The following is a 24345-nucleotide window of genomic DNA, read 5'->3' on the forward strand; positions in this document are numbered from 1 at the left end:
GGACGCCCTGGCGGCATGTGCGGCCGTCATCGCAGGCTGCGCTGGATGTTCGAGGGTTGCCGAGTCGCCTGCCGCGACACGGCGCTGGTGGCTGGCCGGCGCGCCTCAGTACGCGTAACGCAGCACCGCGGCGTAGTGGCAGCCGGTACCGGCCAGCACGAACAGATGCCAGATGAAATGGCTGTAGCGCAGCCGCTCGTGCAGCATGAAAAACACCACGCCCAGCGTATACGCCAGACCGCCGCCGAACAGCAGGATCAATCCGCCCGCCGGCATGTGCTGCCACAGCGGCCGGATCGCGATGAGCGCCATCCAGCCCATCGCCACATACAGCGCCGTGGAGAGCCGCTCGAACCGCGCGCCGACCACCAGCTTGAACACCAGCCCCAGCAACGCCAGGCTCCAGACCACGCCAAGCAGGGCGAGGCCCCAGCCGCCGCGCAACACGCCCAGCGCGATCGGCGTGTAGGTGCCGGCGATCAGCAGATAGATCGCGCCGTAGTCCAGCCGCTGCAGCCATCCCTTGGCCCGCTCGTGGGATACCGCGTGATACAGCGTCGAGGCCATGTACAGCAGGATCGCGCTGCCGCCGAACACCGCCGCGCCCACCATCGCCGCCGTGCTGCCGATGCGCACGGCGTTGACGATCAGGATCGGCAGGCCAACGATGGCCAGCAGCACACCGAGGCCATGACTGATGCTGTTGGCGAGTTCCTCGCCAAAGGTCGATGGGCGCGAGGCGGGAGCGGGAGCGGATGACATGGTGCTTTTCCGGTGGAAGGGCGAAGGGTGAAAGGCGAATGGCCAGAGGCTGCCGCCCGCGTGCAGGAACCCGCGGGCGGGCCCTGCGGCAGCGACGCAGGTGCGGCCATCACGCCTTGGCGAACACCAGGCTGGCGTTGGTGCCGCCGAAGCCGAAGCTGTTGGACATCACCGTGTGCAGCTGCGCGTCGCGGCTCGCGCGCACGATCGGGAATCCTTCGGCGCGCGGGTCCAGCTCGTCGATGTGGGCCGAGCCGGCGATGAAGCTTTCGTTGAGCATCAGCAGGCTGTAGATCGCCTCGTGCACGCTGGCCGCTCCGAGTGAATGGCCGGTCAGCGCCTTGGTCGAGGACAGCGGCGGCACGCCGTCGCCGAACGCATTGCGCACCGCCTGCAGCTCGACGATGTCGCCCAGCGGCGTGGCCGTACCATGGGTGTTGAGGTAGTCGATCGGCGCGTCCACGTTGGCCAGCGCCATCTGCATGCAACGCACCGCGCCTTCGCCGGACGGCGCCACCATGTCGGCGCCGTCGGAGGTGACGCCGTAGCCGACCAGCTCGGCATGGATGTGGGCGCCGCGGGCACGGGCATGCTCGTATTCCTCCAGCACCAGCATGCCGCCGCCGCCGGCGATGACGAAGCCGTCGCGGGCGACGTCATACGGGCGCGACGCCCGCTGCGGCGTGTCGTTGCTGCCGGTGGACAGCGCGCCCATGGCATCGAACTGCGCGGTCATGCCCCAGTGTTCTTCCTCGCCGCCACCGGCGAACATCACGTCCTGCGCGCCATGCCGGATCAGGTCCGCCGCGGCGCCGATGCAATGTCCCGAGGTGGCGCAGGCCGCCGCTATGGAATAGCTCAGGCCAAGGATGCCGAATGCGGTGGCCAGCGTGGCCGACACGGTGGAGCACATCGTGCGCGGCACCATGAACGGGCCGACCTTGCGCACGCCCTTGTTGCGCAGCAGGTCGCCGGTCTCGATCTGCCACCTGGGCGAGCCGCCGCCGGAGCCGGCGATCACGCCGGTACGCGGGTGGCAGATATGTTCGATGGCAAGCCCGGCATCGGCGATCGCCGAACGCATCGCCACGTAGGCGTAGGCGGCGGCGTCACCCATGAAGCGGCGCAGCTTGCGGTCGATCTCGGCATCCAGGTCGATCTGCGGCACGCCCGCCACCTGACTGCGCAGGCCGAGCTCGGCGTAGCCGGGCATGGCGCGGATGCCGCTGAGGCTCTCGCGCAGCGCGCGCGATACCACCCCCGGCTGGTTGCCCAGGCACGACACGATGCCCATGCCGGTCACCACGACGCGGCGCATCTCAAAAGCCCTCAGTGGACTGGAACAGGCCCACGCGCATGTCACTGGCCTCGTAGATCAGACGATTATCGACGAAGGTTTTGCCATCGGCGATCACCATGCGCAACTTGCCGCGCATCACGCGGCGGATATCGATTTCGTAGCGCACCAGCTTCGCGTCCGGCATCACCTGTCCGGAAAATTTTACCTGGCCCACGCCCAAGGCGCGACCGCGGCCTGGCTCACCCAGCCAGGGCAGGAAGAACCCGCTGAGCTGCCACATGGCATCGAGCCCGAGGCAACCGGGCATCACCGGATCGCCGATGAAATGGCAGCCGAAAAACCACAGCTCCGGATGGATGTCCAGTTCGGCGTGGATCAGCCCCTTGCCGTAGGCCCCGCCTTCGGTGGCGATCTGCGTGATGCGGTCGAACATCAGCATCGGCGGCGCCGGCAGTCGCGCGTTGCCGTCGCCGAACAGTTCGCCACGGCCGCAGGCCAGCAGTTGTTCATAATCGAACGAAGATGGACGGGTCATGGAAAGCTCGCTGGATAAGGAAGCTGCAGTATGCCCAACTGGGTCTGCGCGCGTCTTGACAATAGTCAGCCAGCGCCGCCTGTGGTGGCCGTGGCGGGCGTTGCGGCGTGGGGCATATCGCCGCAGCGCGCCACCTCAGCCGGGGCAGCCGCGATCGAGCCGGCAATGCGCGCCGAGGCTGCCCCGGCGCAGCGCGGCCGCGCGCAGCAGCGATTTGGCCAGACGCATCTGCCAGCCGGCGTCCGCGGCCGCGGCGCAGGCACGCCATGCATCGCGCAGCGACGATGCCTCGCGCACCGGGCCGGCGGCACGCCACAGCAGCGTGCGCAACGCGGCCAGCGATGCCGGCGGCAAGCCGTCGCCACGCTCGACCCAGCGATGGCTGCCCGGTCCGCCGCGCACCGGCGCGGCAATCGCCAGCGCGGCGCCGAGCCGGCGGCCGCATGCCACCCCTTCCAGCAGCGAATTGCTGGCCAGCCGGTTGGCGCCATGCACGCCATTGCAGGCGACTTCACCCACCGCGTGCAGGCCGGCCAGCGTGCTGCGCCCATCCAGGTCGGTGGCGATGCCGCCCATGTGGAAATGCGCGGCGGGCGTCACCGGCAACGGCACCTGCCGTGGATCGAAACCATGCGCCAGGCACGCCGCCAGCACGGTGGGAAAGCGCAGGCTCCAGTCGCCACCCACCGCCGTCGCATCGAGCCACACGCGGCCGCCCGCGCGCTGCACCTGCCAGACACGGCGGGCCACCACGTCGCGCGGCGCCAGGTCGCCCAGCGGATGCAGCCCGCGCATCAGCGGTTGCCCGGCGGCATCGAGCAGGCGCGCACCGGCCCCGCGCAGGGCCTCGGTGATCAGCGGCAGACAATGGCCGCCGACATCCAGCGCCGTGGGATGAAACTGCACGAACTCCAGATCGCGAGGCGCGGCGCCGCTGGCCAGACCCAGCGCCAGCCCGGCACCGTCCGCACCGGCCGGATTGCTGGTATGTGCAAACAGCGCACCGATGCCGCCGGTGGCGAGTACTACCGCGGCGGCGTCGATGTGTTGCTGGCGGCCACGCTGGTCGCAGGTGCGTACGCCGACCACGGCGCCGTCGCGCAACAACAACGCGTCGACATCGACGCCGCCGCGCCACTGCACATGCGCCGACGACTGCACCCGGGCGCGCAGCGCGTGCACCAGCGCCGCACCGGTGGCGTCGCCGCCGGCGTGCACGATGCGTGCGGCACCATGGCCGCCCTCGCGGCCCAGCTGCAAGCGGCCGTCGGCGCCGCGGTCGAAGCGCACGCCCTGCTGCTGCAGCCAGGCGATGGTGCCCGGGGCCTCGCCGGTCAGCCATCGCACGGCGGCCGCGTCGTTGTGCCCGGCGCCTGCCTCGATGGTGTCGCCAGCGTGCGCGGCGGTGCTGTCGTCGGGATCGAGCGCGGCGGCGATGCCACCCTGCGCCAGCGCGCTGGCGCTGCCGCTGCCATCGTGCGCGCGGCACAGCAGGCGTACCGGCGATGGCGCCGCGGCAAGCGCCGTGACCAGACCGGCCACGCCGCCGCCGACCACCACGATGGGTCGACGCTCGCGCTTCACACGGATTCGCGCCGGCCCACGGCCAGCATCCGCTGCAGCGCCGCGCGGGCGCGCCCGGCCACGTGCGACGGCACTTCCACGGCGTGTTTCATGTCACGCAGGGCTTCGTAGATCTTCGGCAAGGTGATCCGCTGCATGTGCGGACACAGGTTGCATGGCTTGATGAACTCGGTGGCCGGGAACTGCGCGCGCAGGTTGTCGGCCATCGAGCACTCGGTGATCAGCGCGACGCGTGCCGGCTTCTCGCGTTCCAGCCACTTGCCCATCGCCGTGGTGGAACCGACGAAATCCACCTCGGCGAGCACCTCGGGCGGACATTCGGGGTGGGCGACCAGCAAGGCGTCGAACTGTTCGCGCGCATGGCGCGCCTGCTGTGCGGTGAATTTCTCGTGCACCTCGCAGCGGCCGCGCCACAACACCAGCTCGACCCGGGTCTGGCCGGCGACATGGCGGCCCAGGTATTCGTCGGGCAGGAAGATCACCTTGGCGCTGCCCATCGCCTCGACCACCTGCACCGCGTTGGCCGAAGTGCAGATCGCATCGGATTCGGCCTTTACCGCGGCCGAGGTATTCGCGTAGCTCACTACCGGCACGCCAGGATGCCGCGCGCGCAGTGCCAGCACATCGGCAGCGGTGATCGACGAGGCCAGCGAACAGCCCGCTTCGGGATCGGGGATGAGTACGGTCTTGTGCGGCGCCAGGATCTTCGCGGTCTCGGCCATGAAGTGCACCCCGCACAACACGATCAGGTCGGCATCGCAGTCGGCGGCGGCCTGGGCCAGCCCGAGCGAATCGCCGGTGATGTCGGCCACGCCGTGGAAGATCTCCGGCGACTGGTAGCTGTGCGCCATGATCACCGCGCCACGCTGCTTCTTCAGCTTGTTGATGGCGTCGATCCACGGCAGGTGCAGCGGTATCTCCAGGCACGGCACCAGCGGTTCCAGGCGCTCGGCCAGCGCGGCGTACTCGTGTTCGAGTTCGTCGCGCCAGACCGGCTCGGGCAGCGTTGCGGAGGCGCTCATCGTGATCGCTTTTCAGGGGAGGGAACGGGATGGCTCAGGCGGCTTCGCCGCGGTGTGCGGCGCGGGCGGCCCGGGCGAAGCGCGCGCCGCGGTTCAGCGCGATGCGCAGGCCCAGCGGCACCGACTCCCACGGCAACCGCTCGAGCAGGTTGCGCGCGGTGAGGCCCAGCTCGGTGTCGCCGGTGAGTTCCAGTGCGCGCTGGAAGAACAGCGTGTCGGCGTCTTCCAGCCGACTGGCCAGCAGCAGCAGGTCGGTGGCGCTGCCGCGCACGCTGGCTTCGGGCGCGCCGTCGCCGACGCACAGGCGTCCATCGCGCAGTTCCAGCACCCAGCACAGTTGCAGGTCGCTCACCTCGATTCCCAGCCGGCGACCACGCATGAAATCCAGCGTGCCGTCCTGCAGCGGCATGGCGAGCACGCGCGCCATCGCGCGCTCCAGCAGGTTGGATTGCCAGCGCCGCGGCAGCGTGCGCAGCAGCGGCGCAAACCGGCGCGGCGGCGGCAGCAGGCGCAGCCAATGCAGTGCGCGGGATCGGGAGGAAAGCGTGTCGGACATGATGGGCGGCATCATGGCGGGAGACGGCGTGAGCGCGCCTTGATCAAGGTCAATTGCCATGCCCTGCTGGCGACAGGCATCGACGATCGCCAGGTCCAGCACACCCGTCGCGGTATCTGCCGGCAGATCCAGCCGATGTGCCAGCGACTGCGTGCGCCTGCGCACCTGCCGCTCGCGCGCCGGGTCGCGCGGCGGCACGCCGGCGCGTGGCTTCAGCGCCGCCACCACGCGCACCAGCCGACGGCGGGCGGCGAGCAGCACGATCAGGCCATCGTCGACACGATCGATCACACCGCGCACGTGCGCCAGCGCGAGACGCTCAGGGCTGGGCGGCAGCATCGGCGGGCTCCGTGGATGGTCGAGTGGTGATGGCCTCGTGCAGGGCCTGCACCGCCGGGCGTACCTCGGCCGCATATACCCGCTGCGCCTCGGCGAGATTGAAATCGGCGTGCTGGCGCTTGCGCACACCGTAATCGGACAGCACCAGGTGCGTGTCGGCGACCACGCCTGCATTCGCCAGGCAGGCCGCAGCGCACTTGAGCACGCAGCCATCCAGCGCCAGGATGCGACGCCCGCTCTGCGCCGTGCGCACCAGGCCGCTGACGCCACCGCCGACGCCGGCGATGCAGGACATCTCGGCGATGCCTTCGCGATCCAGCTTCAGCGCCAGATGGTTGGCCATCTGCGCCGCGCTCGAACAGCCGGAACAGGAATAGACAAGCGGCAACCTCGTGCTCACGGACGATCCTCCAGCGTCAACAGAAAACCATTCGCCCGCCTGCGTACGCCACGCAGCGCCGACCACGCGCCGAGCCACGCGAGCAGCAGCGCCAGCCCGGCGCCGCGCGCCAGCCAGGCCGAAGGCCACAGCACCGCGGCCGGCAACAGCAGCAGCGGCAGTTGCGCCAGCAGCACACCGCGTTTGTCGCTGTCCGGCAGCAGGCGCTGCACACCGGGAAGGTGCACGCCACGGCCGCAACGCCGATGCAGGTCGATCCAGTCGATGAAGGCGATGATCTCAAGCGACATGCCGAGCAGCAGCAGCGGCAAGGCGATGCCGAGTCCCAGTGCCCCCGCCAGCAGTCCGCCGCGCGGCCCGGCGACCAGGGCAAACGCTGCCAGCAGCAGGACGACCAGTCCGGCGCGCCAGCACCCAAGCAGCGGGTTGCGGCGCTGCCGCGGCACGCGCGATTGCAGCCACAGCGCGGCACACGCAAACAGCGTCGCATGCAGCGCCACCGCATCGGCCAGCCAGCGGGCGTCGGCGTGGGTCAAGCGCCACCATGCCGTGCCGCACAGCATCGCCAGCGTGCTGCCGAGCCACAGCGCCTGCCACCGCGCGGGAGGCGTTGCGGTGCCCTGGAACATCGGCATCACCACCCGCGCCACGCTGGCCAGCAACACCACCATCCAACCCAGCACGCCCCAGCAGGCATGCACGTCGACAAGGGCGATCACCGGCCATGCCCGCCCATCAGCAAGAGCCAGCGCCAGTGCGCCACCGAGCAGCGCGGTGAGCACACCGGAAGCGATCGCCACGCCGAGCCCCGCGCGCAGCAGCCGCTGCCCGGCCGCTGCCAGCAGGCCGGGCAAGGTCATCGCGGCCAGCAGCACGAAAGCCAGCGGCAGCAGTACCCCGGCACCAAGCAGCGCCGCATGCCAGTTCTGATGCAGCCCCGCCACCAGCAGCAACGCGCCGAGATTGAACAGCGCATGCAGCGGCGCTCCCCACAGCATGCCGCCGCGCACCCGCACCCCGGCAGCCGCGGGAAGAAACTGCAGCACGCTGCCGAACATCACGTTGCCGAGCACGCCGAGCGTGAACACGTGCACCAGTGCCAGCGCGGCCGGATGCCAGCGCGAGCGCAGCAGGGCATCGCCGTCGGCGAGCAACAACGCGCCTGCGAACATCCCCCACAGCGGCGCACTCAGCAGGAAGCGGCGCGGCAGCGAGGCAGCGGGCGCCTGATCAATCGCCAGTCGGGCCATCGTCATCCTCCCGGCGGCGGATCAGCACGCGCGCGCCGCCGGCGGGTAGCGCAGACGCCGACGCGAGCAGCCCGCGCGACGCCAGCGCATCGAGCAAGGGCATCGGCAACAGCGGCGTGAGCACCAGCACCGCCTGCCCCGGCAGCAACGCATCGGCCGCTGCCAGCGCGCGCAGCATCGGCTCCGGAGGCGGCAGCCCGCGCAGATCGAGTTCGGCCGGCACGGCGTTGTCGGCGCGGCGTGGGTGCAACGACGGGAATGCTTGCATGGCGCTATATCAACCCAACACGGGTGCAGGCGCGCTGATTTGAGTCAACGCGCCGCGGCAAGGTCGCCATCACCGCTCAACGCGCGTTCGCCAAGGGCTGTTGTCCATGCCATTCGAGTTGCAGCCACAGCTTGGCGCCGTCGCGACCGAGGCCGTCGGCGCGATAGTCCGCCACCTTGATCAAGCCACCGAGACCCGTCGCCAGCGGATAGCTCAACGACGCGTCCCACTCGCTGCCGTAGCGGCCACCGTGATCGGCGTGGTAGTCGTGGTACGAGACTGCCCAGCCCAGCTTGCTGGCGGGCCCGGCATGGCCAAGGTTGCCGCCGACGCCCACATAGCGATCTTCCAGGCCGCCGGCGGGCGTGACGTTGAACTGGTCGTCCCAGCCATTGAACGCGTGCAGCGTGGCCAGCGGCGTCTGCAAGGCATGGCGGCCGTTGCCGCCCAGGTGCTCCCAGCCCAGCTTCGCGGTGATCCCTTGCAGCGTCCAGGTCGGTTCGAGCAACCAGTAGCGATGCGCAAAGTGCAACGGGTTGTTGGCGTAGTCGACTTGCCGCGCTGCCTCCAGCGTCCAGCCCGGACCGTTGCTATCGTGCGGTGTCTTGCCGGTCCAGCGCAGGCCATAGGTCTCGCTGGACGCGCTGGCCACGTCGCGGTCCTCATGCAGGTAGGCATAACCCACCCATTGCTGCGCGCCCTGCATCCACGCTGCGTTCAACAGATGGGTATTCAGTCGCCGCTCGCGCGCCAGCGGGTTGAGCGCGTCGCGGCCAGCCACGCGGTGCACGCGATCGAGCCAGTCGTAGCGCAGCGTCAACGCGGCCAGCGGCTGCCATTGCAACGCCACCGCATCGTAGGTCTGCTCGTGCTGGCGCCAGCCGCTGTTGCCGACCCAGCGCTGGTTGTCCAGCAGCAGTCGCTGTCTGCCCGCGGTCACGCCGAACGCGTCGCCCTGCCACGCCAGCCAGGCCTGGTTGAGTTCGCTGCCGCGCGGGTCGGTGATCGCCGGATACGCGATGCGGCCATTCGCGCCGCTGTTGTAGTGCTGGCCGGCGCTGGCCACGCCGGCGCCTTCCAGCAACGCGCTCCAGCCTTCGCCGAAGTTTGCGCGCAGACCCAGCCGCAGACGCAAGGTGTCGGCAATGGCATCGCGGCTGAAGGCGTCGTCGTCGACCTGCTCGTGGCGCAGACGGGCATCCCATTCCAGTTGCAGTGGCGCGTTGACCGGCGCTGCCTGCGTGCCGCCGTCGGCCCGGACCGATGGTGCGGCCATCGCCGTGGCCAGAAGGCATGCGACGGAAAGAATCCTGCGTGTCGTTTTCATCGTGGTGTCCCCTTGTGGATGCGCGCAGTCTGCGCACACCGGGGCACCGGCAAATTGACCGCGGTCAGGCCGGCACGATGAACACGCCGGCTGTGACAACACGCCACGGCCACGCACACGAGAACGCCGCCATGACGGCGGCGCCTGGATGTACGGCGGACGTATGGACGTCCCTATCGCGGGAGGCTCAATGCCTGGAAACGGTCTCGGTGATCGCCTTGACGAAGGCGGGGTCGAGCCTGCCGATCACGTTGGTGCGCGCCGCGATGCGGCCCTCGGCGTCGAGCAGGATCAACTCGCTGCTGTGGTTGAACTCGCCATCCGGCAATTGCCGATACTGCAGGCCGAGTACGCCGGACAGCTGCCGCACCTGCGCCGGCTCGGCGCGGGCCAGGGTCCAGAAGCGTGGATCCAGCTTGCGCTTGTCGGCGTAGCTGCGCAGGGTGGCGACGTCGTCCCTGGCCGGATCGAAGCTCACCGCGAGCAGGTCGATCTGCGAGCGGATCGACGGGTCCAGCGCGTTGCGGGTGAGCCGCAGGCTGTCGATGATCAGCGGGCAAACCATCTTGCACGAGGTATAGAACATCGTCACCAGTTGCGGCCGGCCGCGCCGCGCGGACAGCATCTGCTGTCGGCCGTCCTGGTCGGTCAGCCGCACCGGCAGCTGATAGACCGAATCGCCCGGCAGCGGCTGCGCTGCGTGGGCGCTGCCGCCCAGCAGCAGGAGCATGGCAAGAAAAGACAGCAGGCGTTTCATGGCAGGTTCCTCAGTCGGACTTCGCGCAGCGGAAGCCCATGTTGTTGGTGGTGTCGGCGGCCTTAAGCGCGGACAGCATCGCGATGCGCATCAGCACGGCGTAGTTTTCTTTTTCCTGCATGCTGAGCGCGCCGGCGCCGCAGAACTTCAGCAGGTCAGGATCGCCCTGGTCGCGGCTGTCGCTGGCGACCATCAGCGCATTGAAGTCATCGACCCATTCCCAGACCAGGCCATTGATGTCGTGCACGCCGTAGATGTTGGCGGCCCCGCCGATTTCCGGCAGCGCCGTGCTGGAGGGCCGCGAGTACCAGCCAAGGATGCTCTCGCGCCAGGCCGGATCGGCGCGCGCATCGCGGCGGGTGGCATCGGCCGCTGCCGCGAACTCCCACTCGTACCAGCTCGGCAGACGCGCCTGCTCGCTTTCGCAATAGGCCTGCGCGGCAAACCAGCTGACCCGCGTCACCGGCTGACGCGGCAGCGCCTCGTCGCCCAGTGCGTCGGCGGCCCCCCATTGGGTGAGGTAGCGTGCATCGGCAAGAATGCGCGGCACCTGGTCGCGCCGCCACGCCGGGTGGCCCTTCACGAACGCCAGGAACTCGCCATTGGTCACCAGCTCGGTGCGCAGGCGGAACGGCGCGACCTGCGCTGGCGCCGTCTTGCCGTCTGCCGGCAACACGCTGGTGAACGTGCCTCCCGGCAGCGCGGCGTATTCCACCGCCGCTGCCGGCAGCGCCAGCAGCAGACCAAGGAATCCCCAGGGCAGCAGCCACCCAAGGCGGAAGGCTCGTCGTGCAGGGGCAGACTTTCGACGATCGGCCAGCCCATGCCGGCTCCACGAACCATGAGGCGGCACGGATGGGCGCCTCGCGGCGGGCTCGGCAGCCCGGGCGGCTCCTGCCGCCCGGGCCGACAACCATGCCAGTGCCGGTGCGCGCATCTCAGTGTGCCGGCGCCGGCGCCGGTGCCGCGGCCGCACGGGCCTTGGCCACGTCGTCCTTGCTGAACTGGCCACCCGGGTTGCCCCAGCTGTTCAGTACATAGGTCAGGATGTTCGATACCTCGTCGTCGGTCAGCTGCGACATCGGCGGCATCACCGAATCGTATTCGTGACCGTTGACGGTGACCTTGCCGGTCAGGCCGTGCGTCACGATGGTCATGGCGCGCTTGGGATCAGCCGCGAGAAGATCAGACTTCGCCAGCGGCGGGAATACATTCGGCAAGCCTTCGCCGTTGGCCTGGTGGCAGACCGAGCAGGTGCCGGCGAACAGTTGCTTGCCCGCGGCGATCTGGTCTTCCTTGGTCAGCGTACCGGCGGCATGCGCCGTGGCGGCGGTGGTCACGGCCTGCAGGTTGCTGCCGGCACGGTCACCCAGGTAGACCGAGTCCACCTCCTTGCCCGAGTAGACCGACTTGTTCTCCGGGCCATCCACTTTAAGGATGCCCAGCGCACCCTTGTTGAAGGCACGGAAGATCGAGTGGTCGACCAGCACGTAGCTGCCCGGCACGTCGGTGTGGAACTCTACGATCGCGGCACCGCCGGACGGGATCAGCGTGGTCTGCACATTGTGCTGCGCCACCGTGCCACCCTCGGGCTGCACCTTGTCGAAGATCTCGCCGATCACGTGGAAGCTGGAGATCAGGTTGGGCCCGCCATTGCCCACGAACAGGCGCACCTTTTCATTGGTCTTGGCGGTGAGCGCGTTGTCGCCGGTGAGCGCGCCTTCCTTGCCGTTGAACAGCACATAGGTCGGGTGCTCGTCGATCGCCTTTTCCATGTCGAACGGCTGATGGCCCTTTTCGCGATATTTGCCGGTGGTGTAGAAATCGCCCTGCATCACGTAGTACTCGTGATCGACCGGGCTCAGGCCTTCCGGTGGTTCGACCAGGATCAACCCGTACATGCCGTTGGCGATGTGCATGCCGACCGGCGCAGTGGCGCAGTGGTAGACGTAGATGCCCTGGTTGAGCGCCTTGAAGGTGAACTGCGACTCGTGCCCCGGCGCGGTGAAGCTGGACGCCGCACCACCGCCCGGCCCGGTCACGCCGTGCAGGTCGATGTTGTGCGGCATCTTGTCGTTGGGGTTGTTCTTCAGGTGGAACTCCACCGTGTCGCCCTGGCGCACGCGGATGAAGCTGCCGGGCACGGTGCCGCCGAAGGTCCAGAACGTGTAGTTCACACCCTCGGAAATCGGCATTTCCTTTTCGATCACCTCCAGCTCCACGATCACCTTGGCCGGATAGTTGCGGTGGATCGGTGGCGGCACATGCGGCGGGCTGGTCAGCACGGCGTGGATCGGCTCGCCCTGCGGCGGACCGAAGTCGCCTCGCTCGGAGGCAACCGAGGTACTTGCCGTGGGTGAGGTGGCGGCCGGACCGGACGAGGCCGACGGCTTGCCGGAACACGCCGCCAGCGCAAGCATTGCGGCGGCAGCGAGGTAAAGGTGTGGACGCGTCATCTACGTTCTCCTGGGTTCGGCTTCCAGCCTATGGGAACGCAGTATGACCCGTCTGATCTGGGTCAAACGGGAGTGATTCGGCAGCGCGATGCGTCACCCTGCCGCAGTCGACGATGACCGACTCAACCAGGCTTGCCGTCCGCCCGCGGGGTCAGGTAGATCCACGCCGAGCGCAGCACCCACGGCAGGAACGCCAGCAGCCAGCCATACGCGGCGATCACCAGCCAAAGGTATACGTCGCCGCCGAACTCGGCGCGGATGCGCACCAGCACCACCAACTGCAGCAGCGCGAAGCACACCCACGGCACCGCTCCCATCTGCATCGGCCGGCCCGAGTGGCCCTGGGTCACGCGCGTCACCATCGCCACCAGCATCGAGCCGAAGTAGCCGATCGCCAGCGCATGCAACGGCGCGCGGAAGAACAGCATCTGGCCGCTGCTGGCGTAGATCACGTCCTGCACGGCATACAACGCGAACGCCACCGGCAGCCACGCAAACGACAGGTGCAACACAGCCAGCACGCCCGGCCGCATCGCCTTCCACGGCTGCCAGGCCAGCGCGTGCCAGGCGAACACCAGGGCCAGCGGAATATCGGTGAGCCACAGCCATCCCGGTGCGCCGCGCCAGTCCAGCAGCAGATGCGCCAGCAGCAGCACCCACACCACCGGCAGGCTCCAGCGCGGGCGCACCACCGTATAGCCCTTGATCAGGTTGCCGCTGAAGAACGGCAGCATGCGGTGCGTCACCGAGAAGAAGATCGGCAGCAGCAGGCCGAAGGTGCCCAGCCGCACGGCCAGCTGCGCGCACTCGTCCGGCGCGCCGAACAGGTAGCCCAGAAACGCGATCAGGCCGAGCGTGCCCAGCGCCAGCGCCAGCACGCACGAGCGCGCGTGGTCGTTGCGGTCACGCGACGCACGCAGCACCGAGGCCAGCGTGGCCAACCCGAGCAGGTAGCCGGCCAGCATCATCGCGATGCCGGCCTTGAGCAGCCACGGCAGGTCCAGCAGACCGACGCTGGCGAGCACATAGCCGCCGAACACCAGGCCAGCCACCGGCACGTAGCGCGAACGCGGCAGCGAAGGCCGGTTCAACCAGCGCGGAAACACCGTCAGCAGGAAACCGAACATGAAGAGCGGAAACATCCCGTACTGGATCAGCATGCCGTGCGCATACGCCGGCGGGATCGTCGGCTGCGGCCAGCTGCCCAGCCCGAAACGCATCCAGGTCAGCTCCACCGCCCACCACGCCATGCTCAGCAGTACCGCGACGGAGCCAGCCAGAAACAGCAGCCGGTGCGGCGCCGAGGCGAGCAGGGCCGGCAGTTCGGCGAACGTCGCTGGCTTGACCGTTGAAGTGGGCGATTCAGCCATGACGGGCCAGCTCGAATAAGAACGATTCGCCATGGTGGCAGATTGGCGGGTGCACCGGCCATGACCTGCATCAGCCGCCCCGCCCGCGCCCCGCGACGTGGCGTTCAATTGACCCCGGTCAACACCGGCGAGCACCGCCTCGCGCACGCTGCATGCACCATTCGAGGAGACACGACCATGGGCAGGCTCAGCGGCAAGGTGGCATTGGTGACCGGCGGCGCGGTGGGCATCGGTGCGGCCTGCGTCACCCGCATGATCGAAGCCGGCGCGCGAGTGGCCATTGCCGACCTGCATGACGACACCGGGCACAAGCTGGCCGCGCAACTCGGCGCCAACGCGCGCTACCTGCACGCCGACGTGTCGGTGGAGGCCGAGGTGGCAGCCGCGATCGCCGGCACCGTGGCGGCGTTTGGACGGCTGGACGTCCTGGTCAACAATGCCGGCATCGCCGGCGCCAACAAGCCGACCCACGAGCTCACCGAAGCCGAGTGGGACCGGGTGCAGGCGGTCAACGTGAAGGGCGTGTTCTTCTGCACCAAGCACGCGATCGCGCCGCTGCGCGCGGCCGGCGGCGGCAGCATCATCAACCTGTCGTCGATCTACGGCCTGGTCGGCGCGCCCGACCTGCCGCCCTACCACGCGTCCAAGGGCGCGGTGCGGCTGATGACCAAGACCGATGCGCTGATCTACGCCGCCGACCACATCCGGGTCAACTCGATCCACCCCGGCTTCATCTGGACGCCGCTGGTGGAACAGCATCTGGGTGCGATGGGCGGCGACGTGCAGCAGCACCGGCGCGAGGTGGGCGCGCTGCATCCGCTCGGCCACATGGGCGAACCCGACGACATCGCCTGGGGCGTGGTTTACCTCGCCTCGGACGAAGCAAAGTTCGTGACCGGCAGCGAGCTGGTCATCGATGGCGGCTATACCTGCCGCTGAAGCGGCCCCCCCTTGACGAGGACACTGCCATGTTCAAGCACATTCTCCTGCCTACCGACGGCTCGGACCTGTCGCTGCGCGCCGCCAAGCTCGGCATCGATCTGGCCAAGACCTGTGGCGCGCGCGTGTACGCGCTGCACGTGGTGGCGCCGTATCACACCATTTCCTACATGGCCGAAATGCTGGCGGCCACCGAAATCACCTACACCCAGGACGCCACCGCTCGCGCCGAGCACTACCTTGCCGAGGTGCGCCGCCTGGCCGAGGCGGCCGGGGTGGCGTGCTCCACCGAGTACGTGTTCGACGATCGCCCGCACGAGGCGATCATCAACACCGCGCGCGAACAGCATTGCGACCTGGCCGTGATGGCCTCGCACGGCTGGCGCGGCATCACGCGGCTACTGCTGGGCAGCGAGGTGCACAAGGTGCTGCTGGAAAGCGAGATCCCCGTGCTGGTCTGCCGTTGAACTGGCGCCAACCGGCGTCCGCGCCGGCCGAACGCCGCGATGTATCCGAGGAGTCACCCAATGTTCAAGCACATCCTGCTGCCCGTCGACGGGTCCGAGTTGTCACTGCGCGCAGTCGATACCGGCATCGCGCTGGCCGCCGCTCTGGGCGCCCGCGTCCACGCACTGCACGTGCTGCCACCGTTCCCGGCAGTGACCTATTTCGCGGCGATCGCCCAGGCCAACGAGACGATGTACGTCGAGCGCGCCGTGGCCAGCGCCGAGCGCGTGCTGGCCGAGGTGCAGCGGCGCGCCGACGCCGCCGGCGTACCCTGCACGACCAGCCACGAGATCGACAGCCGCCCGTATACCGCCATCGCCGCCGCCGTCTCCAAGTACCACTGCGACCTGATCGTGATGGCCACGCACGGCTGGCACGGCATCGAGAAACTGCTGCTGGGCAGCGTGACGCAGAAGGCGCTGCTGCTGGCCGACGTGCCGGTGCTGGTCTGTCGCTGACATACAGGCACCCACTGCGATCGACGCGTCGCGCCTGGTGCGGCCGGGTGAACAGGCAACCGCCCTCCCCGCACAGCGAAGCGCCCCACCAGGAGATCGCATGAGCAGCATGAAACCTCCCCACCTCGCCAGTCTGACCGGGCTGGAGCCGGCCGAGGCGGCGCGGCGGCAGGCCGCGCAGGGGCCCAACCTGCTGCCGGGCAGCACGCCCAAGCCGATCCTGGCGATCGCCTTCAACGTGCTCACCGAGCCGATGTTCCTGATGCTGCTGGTGGCGGGGGGCCTGTACCTGGCACTGGGCGACCGCGCCGAGGCAGCGTTCCTGCTCGCCTCGGTATTCGTGATCATCGGCATCACCCTGGTGCAGGAGCGCAAGACGCAACGCGCGCTGGAGTCGCTGCGCGAACTGTCGGCGCCGCGCGCCCTGGTGATTCGCGCCGGACAGGAAATCCGCATCCCCGGACGCGAGGTGGTGTGCGGCGACTTGCTGGTGCTGCACGAAGGCGACCGGGTCGCCGCCGACGCGATGTTGCGCGATGGCAACCTGGACGTCGACGAATCGCTGCTGACCGGCGAGTCGGCGCCGGTCACCAAGTCGCCCGGCGAGGCAGGCGGCCAGCTGTTCGCCAGCACCGTGATCACCCGCGGCGTGGGTGTCGCCGAAGTAAGCGCGATCGCCACCGCCACCGCGGTGGGGCGCATCGGCCAGGCGCTGGCCAGCACTGCCGAACCGATATCCCGCCTGCAGCAGGCGTCCCGCCAGCTGGTTCGCAACCTCGCCATCGCCGGCCTGCTGCTGGCCATCGCCTACAGCCTGCTCAGCTGGCTGTGGGACGGACATACCTTCATCGAAAGCGTGCTGTCGGGCGTCGCGCTCACCATGGCGATCCTGCCGGAAGAGATCCCGGTCATCCTCGCCGTGTTCCTGGCGCTGGGCGCGTGGCGCATCTCGAAGCACAAGGTGCTGACCCGGCGCGTACCCGCGGTGGAGACGCTGGGCGCGATCTCGGTGCTGGCCGTGGACAAGACCGGCACACTCACGCAGAACCGCATGCAGGTGGCCGAACTGCGCCTGACCGACGACAGCTGCCACGACGAGAACGCAGCCGAGCTGCCCGAGCCGTTCCACGAACTGGTCGAGTTCGCCATGCTGGCGACCCCGGCCGATCCCTTCGACCCGATGGAGAAGGCGATCAGCCACTTCGGGTTGCACTGGCTCACCGGCACCGAGCACGTGCACGCGCAGTGGTCGCCGGAAATGGAATACGGTCTGTCGCCGGACATCCTGGCGATGACCCGCGTGTTCCGCGGCGAGGCGCGCGCACAACACCTGCTGGCGACCAAGGGTGCGCCCGAGGCGGTGACCGACCTGTGTCACCTGCCTGCCGCCGAGGCCGCGGCGATCCACGACCGGGTGGAGGCGATGGCCGCGCGTGGCCTGCGCGTACTGGGCGTGGCACGCGGCGAGTGGCAGGGCAGCACATGGCCGCAGCACCAGCACGACTTCACGTTCCGCTTCCTGGGTCTGGTGGGATTCATCGATCCGCCGCGCCCGGAGGTACCCGCCGCGATCGCCGAATGCCGCAGTGCAGGGGTGCGCATCATCATGCTGACCGGCGACCACCCGGTCACCGCGCGCGCCATCGCGCGCCAGGTCGGGCTGAGCGACCGCGCCGAAGTGATCACCGGCCCGGAGATCGACGCCCTCGACGACGATGCGTTGCGCCTGCGGCTGCAACGGGTCGACCTGTGCGCACGATTGAAGCCCGAGCAGAAGCTGCGGCTGGTGCAGCTGCTGCGCGAGGGCGGCGAGGTGGTGGCGATGACCGGCGACGGCGTCAATGACGCACCCGCGCTGAAGGCTGCCGACGTCGGCGTCGCGATGGGCGAACGCGGTACCGACGTGGCGCGCGAGGCCGCTGCGCTGGTGCTGCTGGACGACAGCTTCGCCAGCATCGTCAGCGCGATCCGCCAGGGCCGGCGCATCTACGACAACATCACCAAGGCAACACGCTTCGTGTTCGCCGTGCACGTGCCGATCATCGCGCTCGCGCTGGTGCCGGCCCTGCTGCACTGGCCGGTGCTGCTGATGCCGGTACACATCGTGCTGCTGGAACTGCTGATCGATCCGGCCTGCTCGATCGTGTTCGAGGCCGAGCCCGCGGCCGATGACATCATGCGCCGACCGCCGCGCGCCGCATGGGAGTCTCCCTTCGCCGCCGCCAACCTGCGCTACGCGGTGACCCAGGGACTGGGCTTCGCCGGCATCCTGCTCTCCGGTTACGGCCTGCTGCTCGGCCGGGGCCTCGATGCTGCGCAAGGCCGCAGCGCCGTGTTCATCGCCCTGGTGCTGGGCCTGTTCCTGCTGACCCTGGCCAACCGCGACCTGTCCCGCCCCGCACTGGCGCGCATCCCGGCGAAAAACCCCTGGCTGTCGCGGATGTTCGGCGGCGTGACGCTGCTGCTGGGGATCGCGGTCGGGGCACCGTTCTTTCGCCAGGTGATGGGGCTGGCGGTGCCCGGGGTGTTCATGCTGCTTGCCACTGCCGGGATGCTGGTTGCTGCCGTGGTGTGGCTGGAACTCCTGCGCCGCAGCACGCGCGGCAGCCTGCGCGAGGCGGCGGCACACTGAGCTGTCCACGCACGCGCTGGTGCCGCGCATGGCGGCGATGTCGCACGAGTCCACGGCCCTGGCCGCGCTTCAGCTTTCAACCTGCCCGCCGCAGCACGCCGGACAGGCGGGTGCCCGGCGCGACCGTGTTGAACACCGTGCCGTACTTGCGCACATTGTCGTGCAGCAGGGCCAGTCGCTGCTCGCTCTCGTCGCTGTCCACCAGGATCTCGTAGTCGATCGATTCCAGGCGCGGCGGCACGTCCTGGCGAACGCCACGCACGCGCACCTCGACCCCGCGCAACTGGAACTTCAGGATCGGCGTGACCCGCTCGATGCCCTTGATCATGCAGGCCGACACCGCGGCCAGCAGCAGTTCGGCGGGGTTGAACGCATCCGTGCGCCCGGCCAGGTCGGTGTCCAGCGACAGTTCGGCATCCTTGCAGCGGGCAACGCTGCCGTGGGCGTCGGTTCGACGTGCGGTGACCTGGAAGCTCAGCTTGCGGGTGGTTTCGGTCATGGGATTCTCCGTGGGCGCCGGCTGAGCGGCCCCGATGGCTCAGACATAACCGGGTACGTGCGGCGCAGTGCCGGCGATGCGCGGCAGGCTGAGGCCGACTCGTGCGCCGCCCAGCGCGGAACGCCCGAAGGCCAGCTCGCCGCGATGCAACTGCGCGATCGCCCGGGCGATCGACAGGCCCAGCCCGCTGCCCTCGCCCACGCTGCCGTCGGGGCGGTGGAAGCGTTCGCCCAGCCGCGCGATATCGGCCGGCGCGAAGCCGGCGCCGTCGTCATCCACCTCGAGGGTGACCCGGTCGGCATGGCCACCGACGCGCACGTTCACCTGGCTGTGGTCGGGCACGTGGCGCAAGGCGTTGTCGAGCAGGTTCTGCACCAGGATGCCGAGCAGGCCGCGGCTGCCCAGCACGAAGTCGTTGCCCTCGTGGTCCAGCGACAGCTCGATGGAGCGCGCCGCCGCCCGCTCGCTGGCGTCGCGCAGCGCGGCTTCGGCCACGCTCGCCAGGCGCAACGGGCCAGCGTCGTCCAGCTCGGTCAATTTCTCGACGCGCGCCAGCAGCAGCAGCTGGGTCACCAGCCGCTGCATGCGGTCGAGCGCCTCCTGCGATCGCTGCAGGTGCAGCGCGCGGGTGGCCGCATCATCGCTGCGCCCGGTGAGGTCCAGCTCCAGCTGCAATGCTGCCAGCGGATGGCGCAGCTCGTGGGCAGCGTCGGCGGTGAAGCGGCGCTCGTGCTCCAGACTGAGCTTGAGGCGATCGACCAGCCGATCGATCGCCTCGGTGAACGGCGCCAGCTCCACCGGCACGCGTTCGTCGGTGAGCGAAGCCGTCATCGGGCCGGTTCCGGCGGACAGGCTGCGGGTCAGCTTGCGCAGCGGTTTCAGTCCGCTGCGCAAGCCGGCGAACACCATCGGCGGCACCAGCACCAGCAGAGCCAGCAGAGCCAGCAGCGCCGGCGCCAGCAGTTTGCGCATCAGCTCGTCACGTTCGTCCAGCGGCGCGGCGACCTGGATCCAATACTCCCGACGAGCATCCCAACGCTGGAATACCCGCCAGCGCCGCGGCCCGTAGGCGACTGAATGGAAGTGCGCGTCGCCCGGATCGAAGCTCAGCGCGGGCAGTTCGGCACTGCCGACCAACAGCTGGCCGCGGGCATCGCGCACGGTGATGGCGGGTCGATGCGCGGTGGCGTCGGAGTCCAGCGCCTGGCTCTCGGGCAGGCGCACCGCGCCGAACCGTGCCGACGTGTCGGGCATCACCGCGAACACGCTGGCCGCGGTGCGCACCAGCATCTGGTCGAAGATCTCGTCGACCTCGTGCAGGCTGCGCCAGGCCAGCCAGCCGCCGGCGGCACACCACACCAGCACGATGCCGGCCACCAGCCGCAGCACCAGCCGCCGGTTGAGCGAGGGGCGCATCACGCGGCCGGACCATCGGGCCGGCTGATCGCGTAGCCGATGCCGCGCAAGGTGCGGATCCAGCCCGGCCCGAGCTTGTGGCGCAAGTGATGGACGTGCACTTCCACCGCGTTGCTGGCCACTTCCTGGTCCCAGCCGTACAGGGCTTCTTCCAGTTGCTCGCGCGAGTAGGCACGCCCGGGATGGCGCACCAGGGTTTCCAGCAGCTGGTATTCGCGCGCGGTCAGGTCCAGCGCCGCGCCTTCCAGCGTGGCAATGCGCGCGGCCGGGGTGACTTCGAGCTGGCCTACGCGGATCGCCGGCTCGACCTGGCCATCGGCCCGGCGCAGCAGCGCGCGCAGGCGGGCGGCGAGCTCGTCCAGGTGCACCGGCTTGACCACGTAATCGTCGGCGCCCGCATCCAGCCCGGCGACCCGGTCGGCGAGCTCGTCGCGGGCGGTCAGCAGCAGCACCGGGGTGGCATCCCGGCGCCGGCGCATGCCGGCGATGATCACCGGCCCGCTGCTGCGCGGAAGATTCCAGTCCAGCACCGCGGCGGCGTAGGTCGTGTCGGTCAGCGCGGCGGCGGCCTGGCTGCCGTCGGTGATCCAGTCCACCGCATAGCCGAGCCGGCGCAGGCCTTCGGCCAGCGCCTGCCCCAGTGCCCGGTCGTCCTCGGCTAGCAGGATGCGCATGGCCGGATTCTAGTCAGCGGTGCGCGCGCTCCGCTTGACCTGAGGCAATTCATCGCAGGCGCTCGTCTGCGGCATCGTCGTGCTCCAGCGCGCGCTTGCGGCCGTGGATCATCGCGGCGATCAGGTTCTCGCCGTAATGGACGCTTTCGCCCACCGCCGCCAGCACGTGCACGCCAACCAGGGCCAGCACGCCATAGGCCAGCACTTCGTGCAGGTCCTCCAGCCAGCCGGCGCCAAAGAATGTGTCCGTCGTCTGCAGCCAGCCGCTCACGCCTACCAGCAACACGCCGGCGAGCAGGGCCAGGATCATTACCGCCGCGCCCGGGTTGTGCCCCAGTTGCCGCCGCGACCGACCGGCCAGGCGTGCGCGCAGGTAATCGCGCACGCGGCGCGGGCCGGGCACCCAGTCGCCGAAGCGCGCGTGTCGTGTGCCGATCCAGCCCCACACGAAACGCACGGCGAGCAGGGCCAGCACGGCGTAGCCGATCCCGCGGTGGACCAGCTCGCCATCCTCGGTGAAGAAATTGGCGAGGAACAAGCCCGCCAGCGACCAGTGGAACACGCGTACCAGCGGGTCCCACACCTTGACCATGGCATTCATGGGCTTGTCCTCGCGTCAGTGGTTGATCAGCCGCCCTTCTTCTTGACGATGCGGCCATCGGTGGGGTCGAAGTAGATCTCCACGTTCTTGCCGGCCTTGTCCTTGCCGTAGATCTCGTAGCAGTTGCCGGTGACCTGGAACACCTTGATGGCGTAGCCCTGGTCGAGGACTTTCTGCTTCATCGCCGCTTCGGTCAGCCACTGCGCACGCGGTGCGCTGGTGCATTGCGGTGCGGCGAAGGCGGACGCCGACAGCGCGGCGGCGGCAAGGAACAGGGGTGCGATGACGATGCGTTTCATGGTGTGCCTCCGGTTTCGGCATGATTGCCTTGGGTGCATTGCAACCGGGACGGCTTATGTGGGTCTTAAGAGGCCTGCCGACCCGGAGCGTCGCGCGGATACCGTTGGCGGTCCGGAGCGCAGACCGGATCGGCGCGGCCGCGGATCGTCGAACAGGTGGTCGATGCCGGGACCACGCTGGCCATCCGCAAGCGCGGCCAGGGCCGACCGCCGGCACGGGCGGCAATACCCAGCCGCGATCGCCGCGCTGCGGATCTCCAACCGGGCAGCGGCGACGAACCGCCGGACAAGGCAGTGCCGATCGGCACTGCCTTCACCGCCGACCGACCCTCCGGATTGACGCCGGTCAACCCGGCCGCCGACGCACCCTGCGACAGTGCGTCCGTGAACCGTTCGAACGGCTACCGGCACAGGCGATACATTCATGATCATCTACAGCTGCCACGGCGCCGCCAAGCAGGTCACCGGCTCCTGCCACCTGATCACTTGCAACGACCGTCGCGTGCTGATCGACTGCGGCCTGTTCCAGGGTGGCGAGGAGGTCGAGCGGGCCAACGCCGAGCCGTTCGGCTTCGACCCGGCCGCCATCGACGCGCTGTTGCTGACCCACGCCCACCTGGACCACTGCGGGCGGATCCCGTTGCTGGTGCGCCGGGGTTTTCGCGGACGGATCCTCACCACCGCCGCCACCCGCGAGCTGGCACGGGTGGTGATGCTGGACGCCGCCGGCCTGCAGGAGGAGGACGCACGCCGCTCGCAGCGTGCCAACCGCCGCGGCGAAGCGGCGACGCCTCCACTGTACACGCTGGATGACGCCCTGCACGCGCTGGATTTCTTCGGCCCGGATGTCGTCTACAACCAAACCGTGCCCGTCGCCGATGGCATCACCGCACGCTTCCTGGATGCCGGCCACATCCTCGGCTCGGCCTCGATCCTGCTGGACGTCGACGACGGCACGCTGCACCGCAGCCTGCTTTTCTCCGGCGACCTGGGCAACCCCGGCCGGCCGATGCTGCGCGATCCAGTGCCCGCCCCCGCGGCCGACTACGTGGTGATGGAAACCACCTATGGCGATCGCCCGCATCGCTCGGTGCGCGATTCCATCGAGGAGATGTACCGGGCGATTCGCCATACGGTGAACCGCCGTGGCAACGTGGTGATCCCCACCTTCGCACTGGAACGCACGCAGGAGATCCTCTACTACCTGCATCAGGGCATCCGCGACGGAGCGATCCCGGCCCACATGCGGGTGTTCCTGGATTCGCCGATGGCGATCTCCGCCACCGAGATCTTCCGGCGCCACCCGGAGTGCTTCGATGACGCCTTTCTTGCCGAACTGCGGCACGGCGACCCGTTCGCCATGCCCGGCCTGCACTTCACCCGCGACACCAGCGAGTCGATGGCGATCAACAGCATCGAGGACGGCGCGGTGATCCTGGCCGGCTCAGGCATGTGCAATGGCGGGCGTGTGCGCCATCACCTGAAGCACAACCTGTGGCGCGACCGCAGCAGCGTGGTGTTTGTCGGCTATGCCGCGCAGGGCACGCTGGCGCGCCGGATCGTCGACGGCGCGGCGACCGTGCGCATCTTCAACGAGGAGATCGTGGTACGCGCGCAGGTGTGGACGATCAACGGATTCTCCGCACACGCCGACCAACCGGCGTTGCTGGCCTGGCTGGGCGACGCGCCCCGCCGCAAGGTGCTGCTGGTGCACGGTGAATACGAACGCGGCATGCAGGCGATGCGCGACTGCCTGACCACGCGCGGCGTGAGCTGCCAGCTGCCGGGCCTGCACGAGCCGATCAAGATCGGCTGAGCGGAGCCTCGCGACCCGGTCCGCTCCGTCGCGGCAGCATGCGCAACAAGGTGTTGTCGCGCGCCACGTAGTGATGGAACAAGGCTGCCGCCGCATGCAGGCCGATCAGGTAGTAGCCGATCGTGCCGATGGTTTCGTGGAGCTCCTTGACCGAATCGGCAAGTGCCTTGTCGGCCCCGACCAGGGCCGGCAACTGCACACCGAAGAACGGGACCGTCTTGCCCGCGGCGCTGAGGGTGAGCCAGCCCAGCAGCGGCATCGCGATCATGAAGACGTACAGCGCCAAGTGCATCAGCCCGGAAAGACGCCGCTGCCAAAGCGCGGGCTGTGGCTGGATGCGGGGCGCGTCGCCCAGCCAGCGGATGGCCAGGCGCAGGATCACCAGCGCGAACACCGTCAGCCCCAGCATGAAGTGCCATGTCTTCAGGCCCTCGCGCAGGTCGCTGCCGCGGGGAAACAATCCACGCAGGTTGATGCAGGCATACACACCCACCAGCAACAGCAGCATCAGCCAGTGCATGGCGATCGACAGTGAGCCGTAGCGATCGGTGGTGTTCTTCCAGTTCATGGCAATCCTC

At 69.1% G+C, this 24345-nt stretch carries 25 protein-coding genes; 5 read left to right on the forward strand and 20 right to left on the reverse strand.

Annotated elements, in window-relative coordinates; all coding sequences use genetic code 11:
* Positions 1–105: 105 nt before the first annotated feature.
* The 14 genes from trhA to ACFPME_RS10945 all read right to left on the reverse strand — a co-directional run bounded on the left by trhA (position 106) and on the right by ACFPME_RS10945 (position 13926).
* Positions 106–762, reverse strand: a complete 657-nt coding sequence (gene trhA / locus ACFPME_RS10880) for a PAQR family membrane homeostasis protein TrhA (protein WP_377305097.1) — start codon at positions 760–762, stop codon at positions 106–108.
* 109 nt (positions 763–871) lie between these two features.
* A complete protein-coding gene (gene fabB / locus ACFPME_RS10885) occupies positions 872–2080 on the reverse strand; it encodes a beta-ketoacyl-ACP synthase I (RefSeq protein WP_377305099.1) in 1209 nt (402 codons plus the stop codon).
* A 1-nt stretch (position 2081) separates the two neighbouring features.
* The gene (gene fabA / locus ACFPME_RS10890; protein WP_377305101.1) at positions 2082–2597 is read right to left on the reverse strand and encodes a 3-hydroxyacyl-[acyl-carrier-protein] dehydratase FabA; all 516 of its coding nucleotides are present in this window, start codon (positions 2595–2597) and stop codon (positions 2082–2084) included.
* Between the two features lie 135 nt (positions 2598–2732).
* Positions 2733–4181 (reverse strand): L-aspartate oxidase, encoded by a 1449-nt coding sequence (locus tag ACFPME_RS10895; RefSeq protein ID WP_377305103.1) that lies wholly within the window; start codon positions 4179–4181, stop codon positions 2733–2735.
* The gene (gene nadA, locus ACFPME_RS10900) at positions 4178–5203 is read right to left on the reverse strand and encodes a quinolinate synthase NadA (protein ID WP_377305105.1); all 1026 of its coding nucleotides are present in this window, start codon (positions 5201–5203) and stop codon (positions 4178–4180) included. Before nadA ends, ACFPME_RS10895 begins: the two co-directional genes overlap by 4 nt.
* A gap of 34 nt (positions 5204–5237) precedes the next feature.
* Positions 5238–6098, reverse strand: coding sequence for a ubiquinone anaerobic biosynthesis accessory factor UbiT (gene ubiT, locus ACFPME_RS10905; RefSeq protein ID WP_377305107.1), 861 nt, complete (start codon positions 6096–6098; stop codon positions 5238–5240).
* Positions 6079–6498, reverse strand: a complete 420-nt coding sequence (locus ACFPME_RS10910) for a putative zinc-binding protein (RefSeq protein ID WP_377305109.1) — start codon at positions 6496–6498, stop codon at positions 6079–6081. Before ACFPME_RS10910 ends, ubiT begins: the two co-directional genes overlap by 20 nt.
* Positions 6495–7748 (reverse strand): hypothetical protein, encoded by a 1254-nt coding sequence (locus ACFPME_RS10915; protein ID WP_377305111.1) that lies wholly within the window; start codon positions 7746–7748, stop codon positions 6495–6497. Before ACFPME_RS10915 ends, ACFPME_RS10910 begins: the two co-directional genes overlap by 4 nt.
* Positions 7729–8016, reverse strand: coding sequence for a DUF2249 domain-containing protein (locus tag ACFPME_RS10920; protein ID WP_377305113.1), 288 nt, complete (start codon positions 8014–8016; stop codon positions 7729–7731). The genes ACFPME_RS10915 and ACFPME_RS10920 overlap by 20 nt, the downstream gene beginning before the upstream one ends.
* Before the next feature lie 76 nt (positions 8017–8092).
* The gene (locus tag ACFPME_RS10925) at positions 8093–9343 is read right to left on the reverse strand and encodes an alginate export family protein (protein WP_377305115.1); all 1251 of its coding nucleotides are present in this window, start codon (positions 9341–9343) and stop codon (positions 8093–8095) included.
* A gap of 187 nt (positions 9344–9530) precedes the next feature.
* Positions 9531–10100 (reverse strand): SCO family protein, encoded by a 570-nt coding sequence (locus tag ACFPME_RS10930; protein ID WP_377305117.1) that lies wholly within the window; start codon positions 10098–10100, stop codon positions 9531–9533.
* A 10-nt stretch (positions 10101–10110) separates the two neighbouring features.
* Positions 10111–10866 (reverse strand): formylglycine-generating enzyme family protein, encoded by a 756-nt coding sequence (locus ACFPME_RS10935; RefSeq protein ID WP_377305431.1) that lies wholly within the window; start codon positions 10864–10866, stop codon positions 10111–10113.
* 172 nt (positions 10867–11038) lie between these two features.
* Positions 11039–12556 carry a copper-containing nitrite reductase gene (nirK, locus tag ACFPME_RS10940; RefSeq protein ID WP_377305119.1) on the reverse strand — a complete coding sequence of 506 codons (1518 nt, stop codon included), beginning with the start codon at positions 12554–12556 and terminating at the stop codon, positions 11039–11041.
* A 122-nt stretch (positions 12557–12678) separates the two neighbouring features.
* Positions 12679–13926 carry an NnrS family protein gene (locus ACFPME_RS10945; RefSeq protein WP_377305123.1) on the reverse strand — a complete coding sequence of 416 codons (1248 nt, stop codon included), beginning with the start codon at positions 13924–13926 and terminating at the stop codon, positions 12679–12681.
* Between the two features lie 177 nt (positions 13927–14103).
* Between ACFPME_RS10945 and ACFPME_RS10950 the strand changes: the two genes are divergently transcribed.
* From ACFPME_RS10950 to ACFPME_RS10965, 4 genes are all read left to right on the forward strand, one after another.
* Positions 14104–14865 carry a glucose 1-dehydrogenase gene (locus ACFPME_RS10950; RefSeq protein WP_377305125.1) on the forward strand — a complete coding sequence of 254 codons (762 nt, stop codon included), beginning with the start codon at positions 14104–14106 and terminating at the stop codon, positions 14863–14865.
* A 29-nt stretch (positions 14866–14894) separates the two neighbouring features.
* Positions 14895–15332, forward strand: coding sequence for a universal stress protein (locus ACFPME_RS10955; protein ID WP_377305128.1), 438 nt, complete (start codon positions 14895–14897; stop codon positions 15330–15332).
* A gap of 60 nt (positions 15333–15392) precedes the next feature.
* Complete coding sequence (locus tag ACFPME_RS10960) at positions 15393–15830, forward strand: universal stress protein (protein ID WP_377305131.1); 438 nt, start codon at positions 15393–15395, stop codon at positions 15828–15830.
* Between the two features lie 100 nt (positions 15831–15930).
* Positions 15931–18462, forward strand: coding sequence for a cation-translocating P-type ATPase (locus ACFPME_RS10965; RefSeq protein ID WP_377305133.1), 2532 nt, complete (start codon positions 15931–15933; stop codon positions 18460–18462).
* Positions 18463–18538: 76 nt separating this feature from the next.
* Here the strand turns inward: ACFPME_RS10965 and ACFPME_RS10970 are convergent, their stop codons facing one another.
* From ACFPME_RS10970 to ACFPME_RS10990, 5 genes are read right to left on the reverse strand one after another with little or no spacing between them, the layout of a single operon-like run.
* Positions 18539–18961, reverse strand: a complete 423-nt coding sequence (locus ACFPME_RS10970; RefSeq protein WP_377305135.1) for an OsmC family protein — start codon at positions 18959–18961, stop codon at positions 18539–18541.
* A gap of 39 nt (positions 18962–19000) precedes the next feature.
* A complete protein-coding gene (locus ACFPME_RS10975; RefSeq protein ID WP_377305433.1) occupies positions 19001–20377 on the reverse strand; it encodes an ATP-binding protein in 1377 nt (458 codons plus the stop codon).
* The gene (locus ACFPME_RS10980; RefSeq protein WP_377305137.1) at positions 20377–21051 is read right to left on the reverse strand and encodes a winged helix-turn-helix domain-containing protein; all 675 of its coding nucleotides are present in this window, start codon (positions 21049–21051) and stop codon (positions 20377–20379) included. Before ACFPME_RS10980 ends, ACFPME_RS10975 begins: the two co-directional genes overlap by 1 nt.
* Positions 21052–21100: 49 nt before the next feature.
* Positions 21101–21652: a cytochrome b/b6 domain-containing protein gene (locus ACFPME_RS10985; RefSeq protein ID WP_377305140.1), complete on the reverse strand. Its 552-nt coding sequence runs from the start codon at positions 21650–21652 to the stop codon at positions 21101–21103.
* Positions 21653–21678: 26 nt separating this feature from the next.
* Positions 21679–21951, reverse strand: coding sequence for a PepSY domain-containing protein (locus ACFPME_RS10990; protein ID WP_377305142.1), 273 nt, complete (start codon positions 21949–21951; stop codon positions 21679–21681).
* A 424-nt stretch (positions 21952–22375) separates the two neighbouring features.
* On the opposite strand from ACFPME_RS10990, the gene ACFPME_RS10995 reads away from it, so the two are divergent.
* On the forward strand, positions 22376–23767 hold the full coding sequence (locus ACFPME_RS10995) for an MBL fold metallo-hydrolase (protein WP_377305144.1): 1392 nt from the start codon (positions 22376–22378) through the stop codon (positions 23765–23767).
* On the opposite strand, the gene ACFPME_RS11000 is transcribed toward ACFPME_RS10995, so the two are convergent.
* The gene (locus ACFPME_RS11000; RefSeq protein ID WP_377305146.1) at positions 23754–24335 is read right to left on the reverse strand and encodes a cytochrome b; all 582 of its coding nucleotides are present in this window, start codon (positions 24333–24335) and stop codon (positions 23754–23756) included. The genes ACFPME_RS10995 and ACFPME_RS11000 overlap by 14 nt on opposite strands.
* Positions 24336–24345: the final 10 nt, after the last annotated feature.

Source organism: Rhodanobacter umsongensis, from assembly GCF_042654965.1.
In the GTDB taxonomy this organism is placed as follows: Bacteria; Pseudomonadota; Gammaproteobacteria; order Xanthomonadales; family Rhodanobacteraceae; genus Rhodanobacter; species Rhodanobacter umsongensis.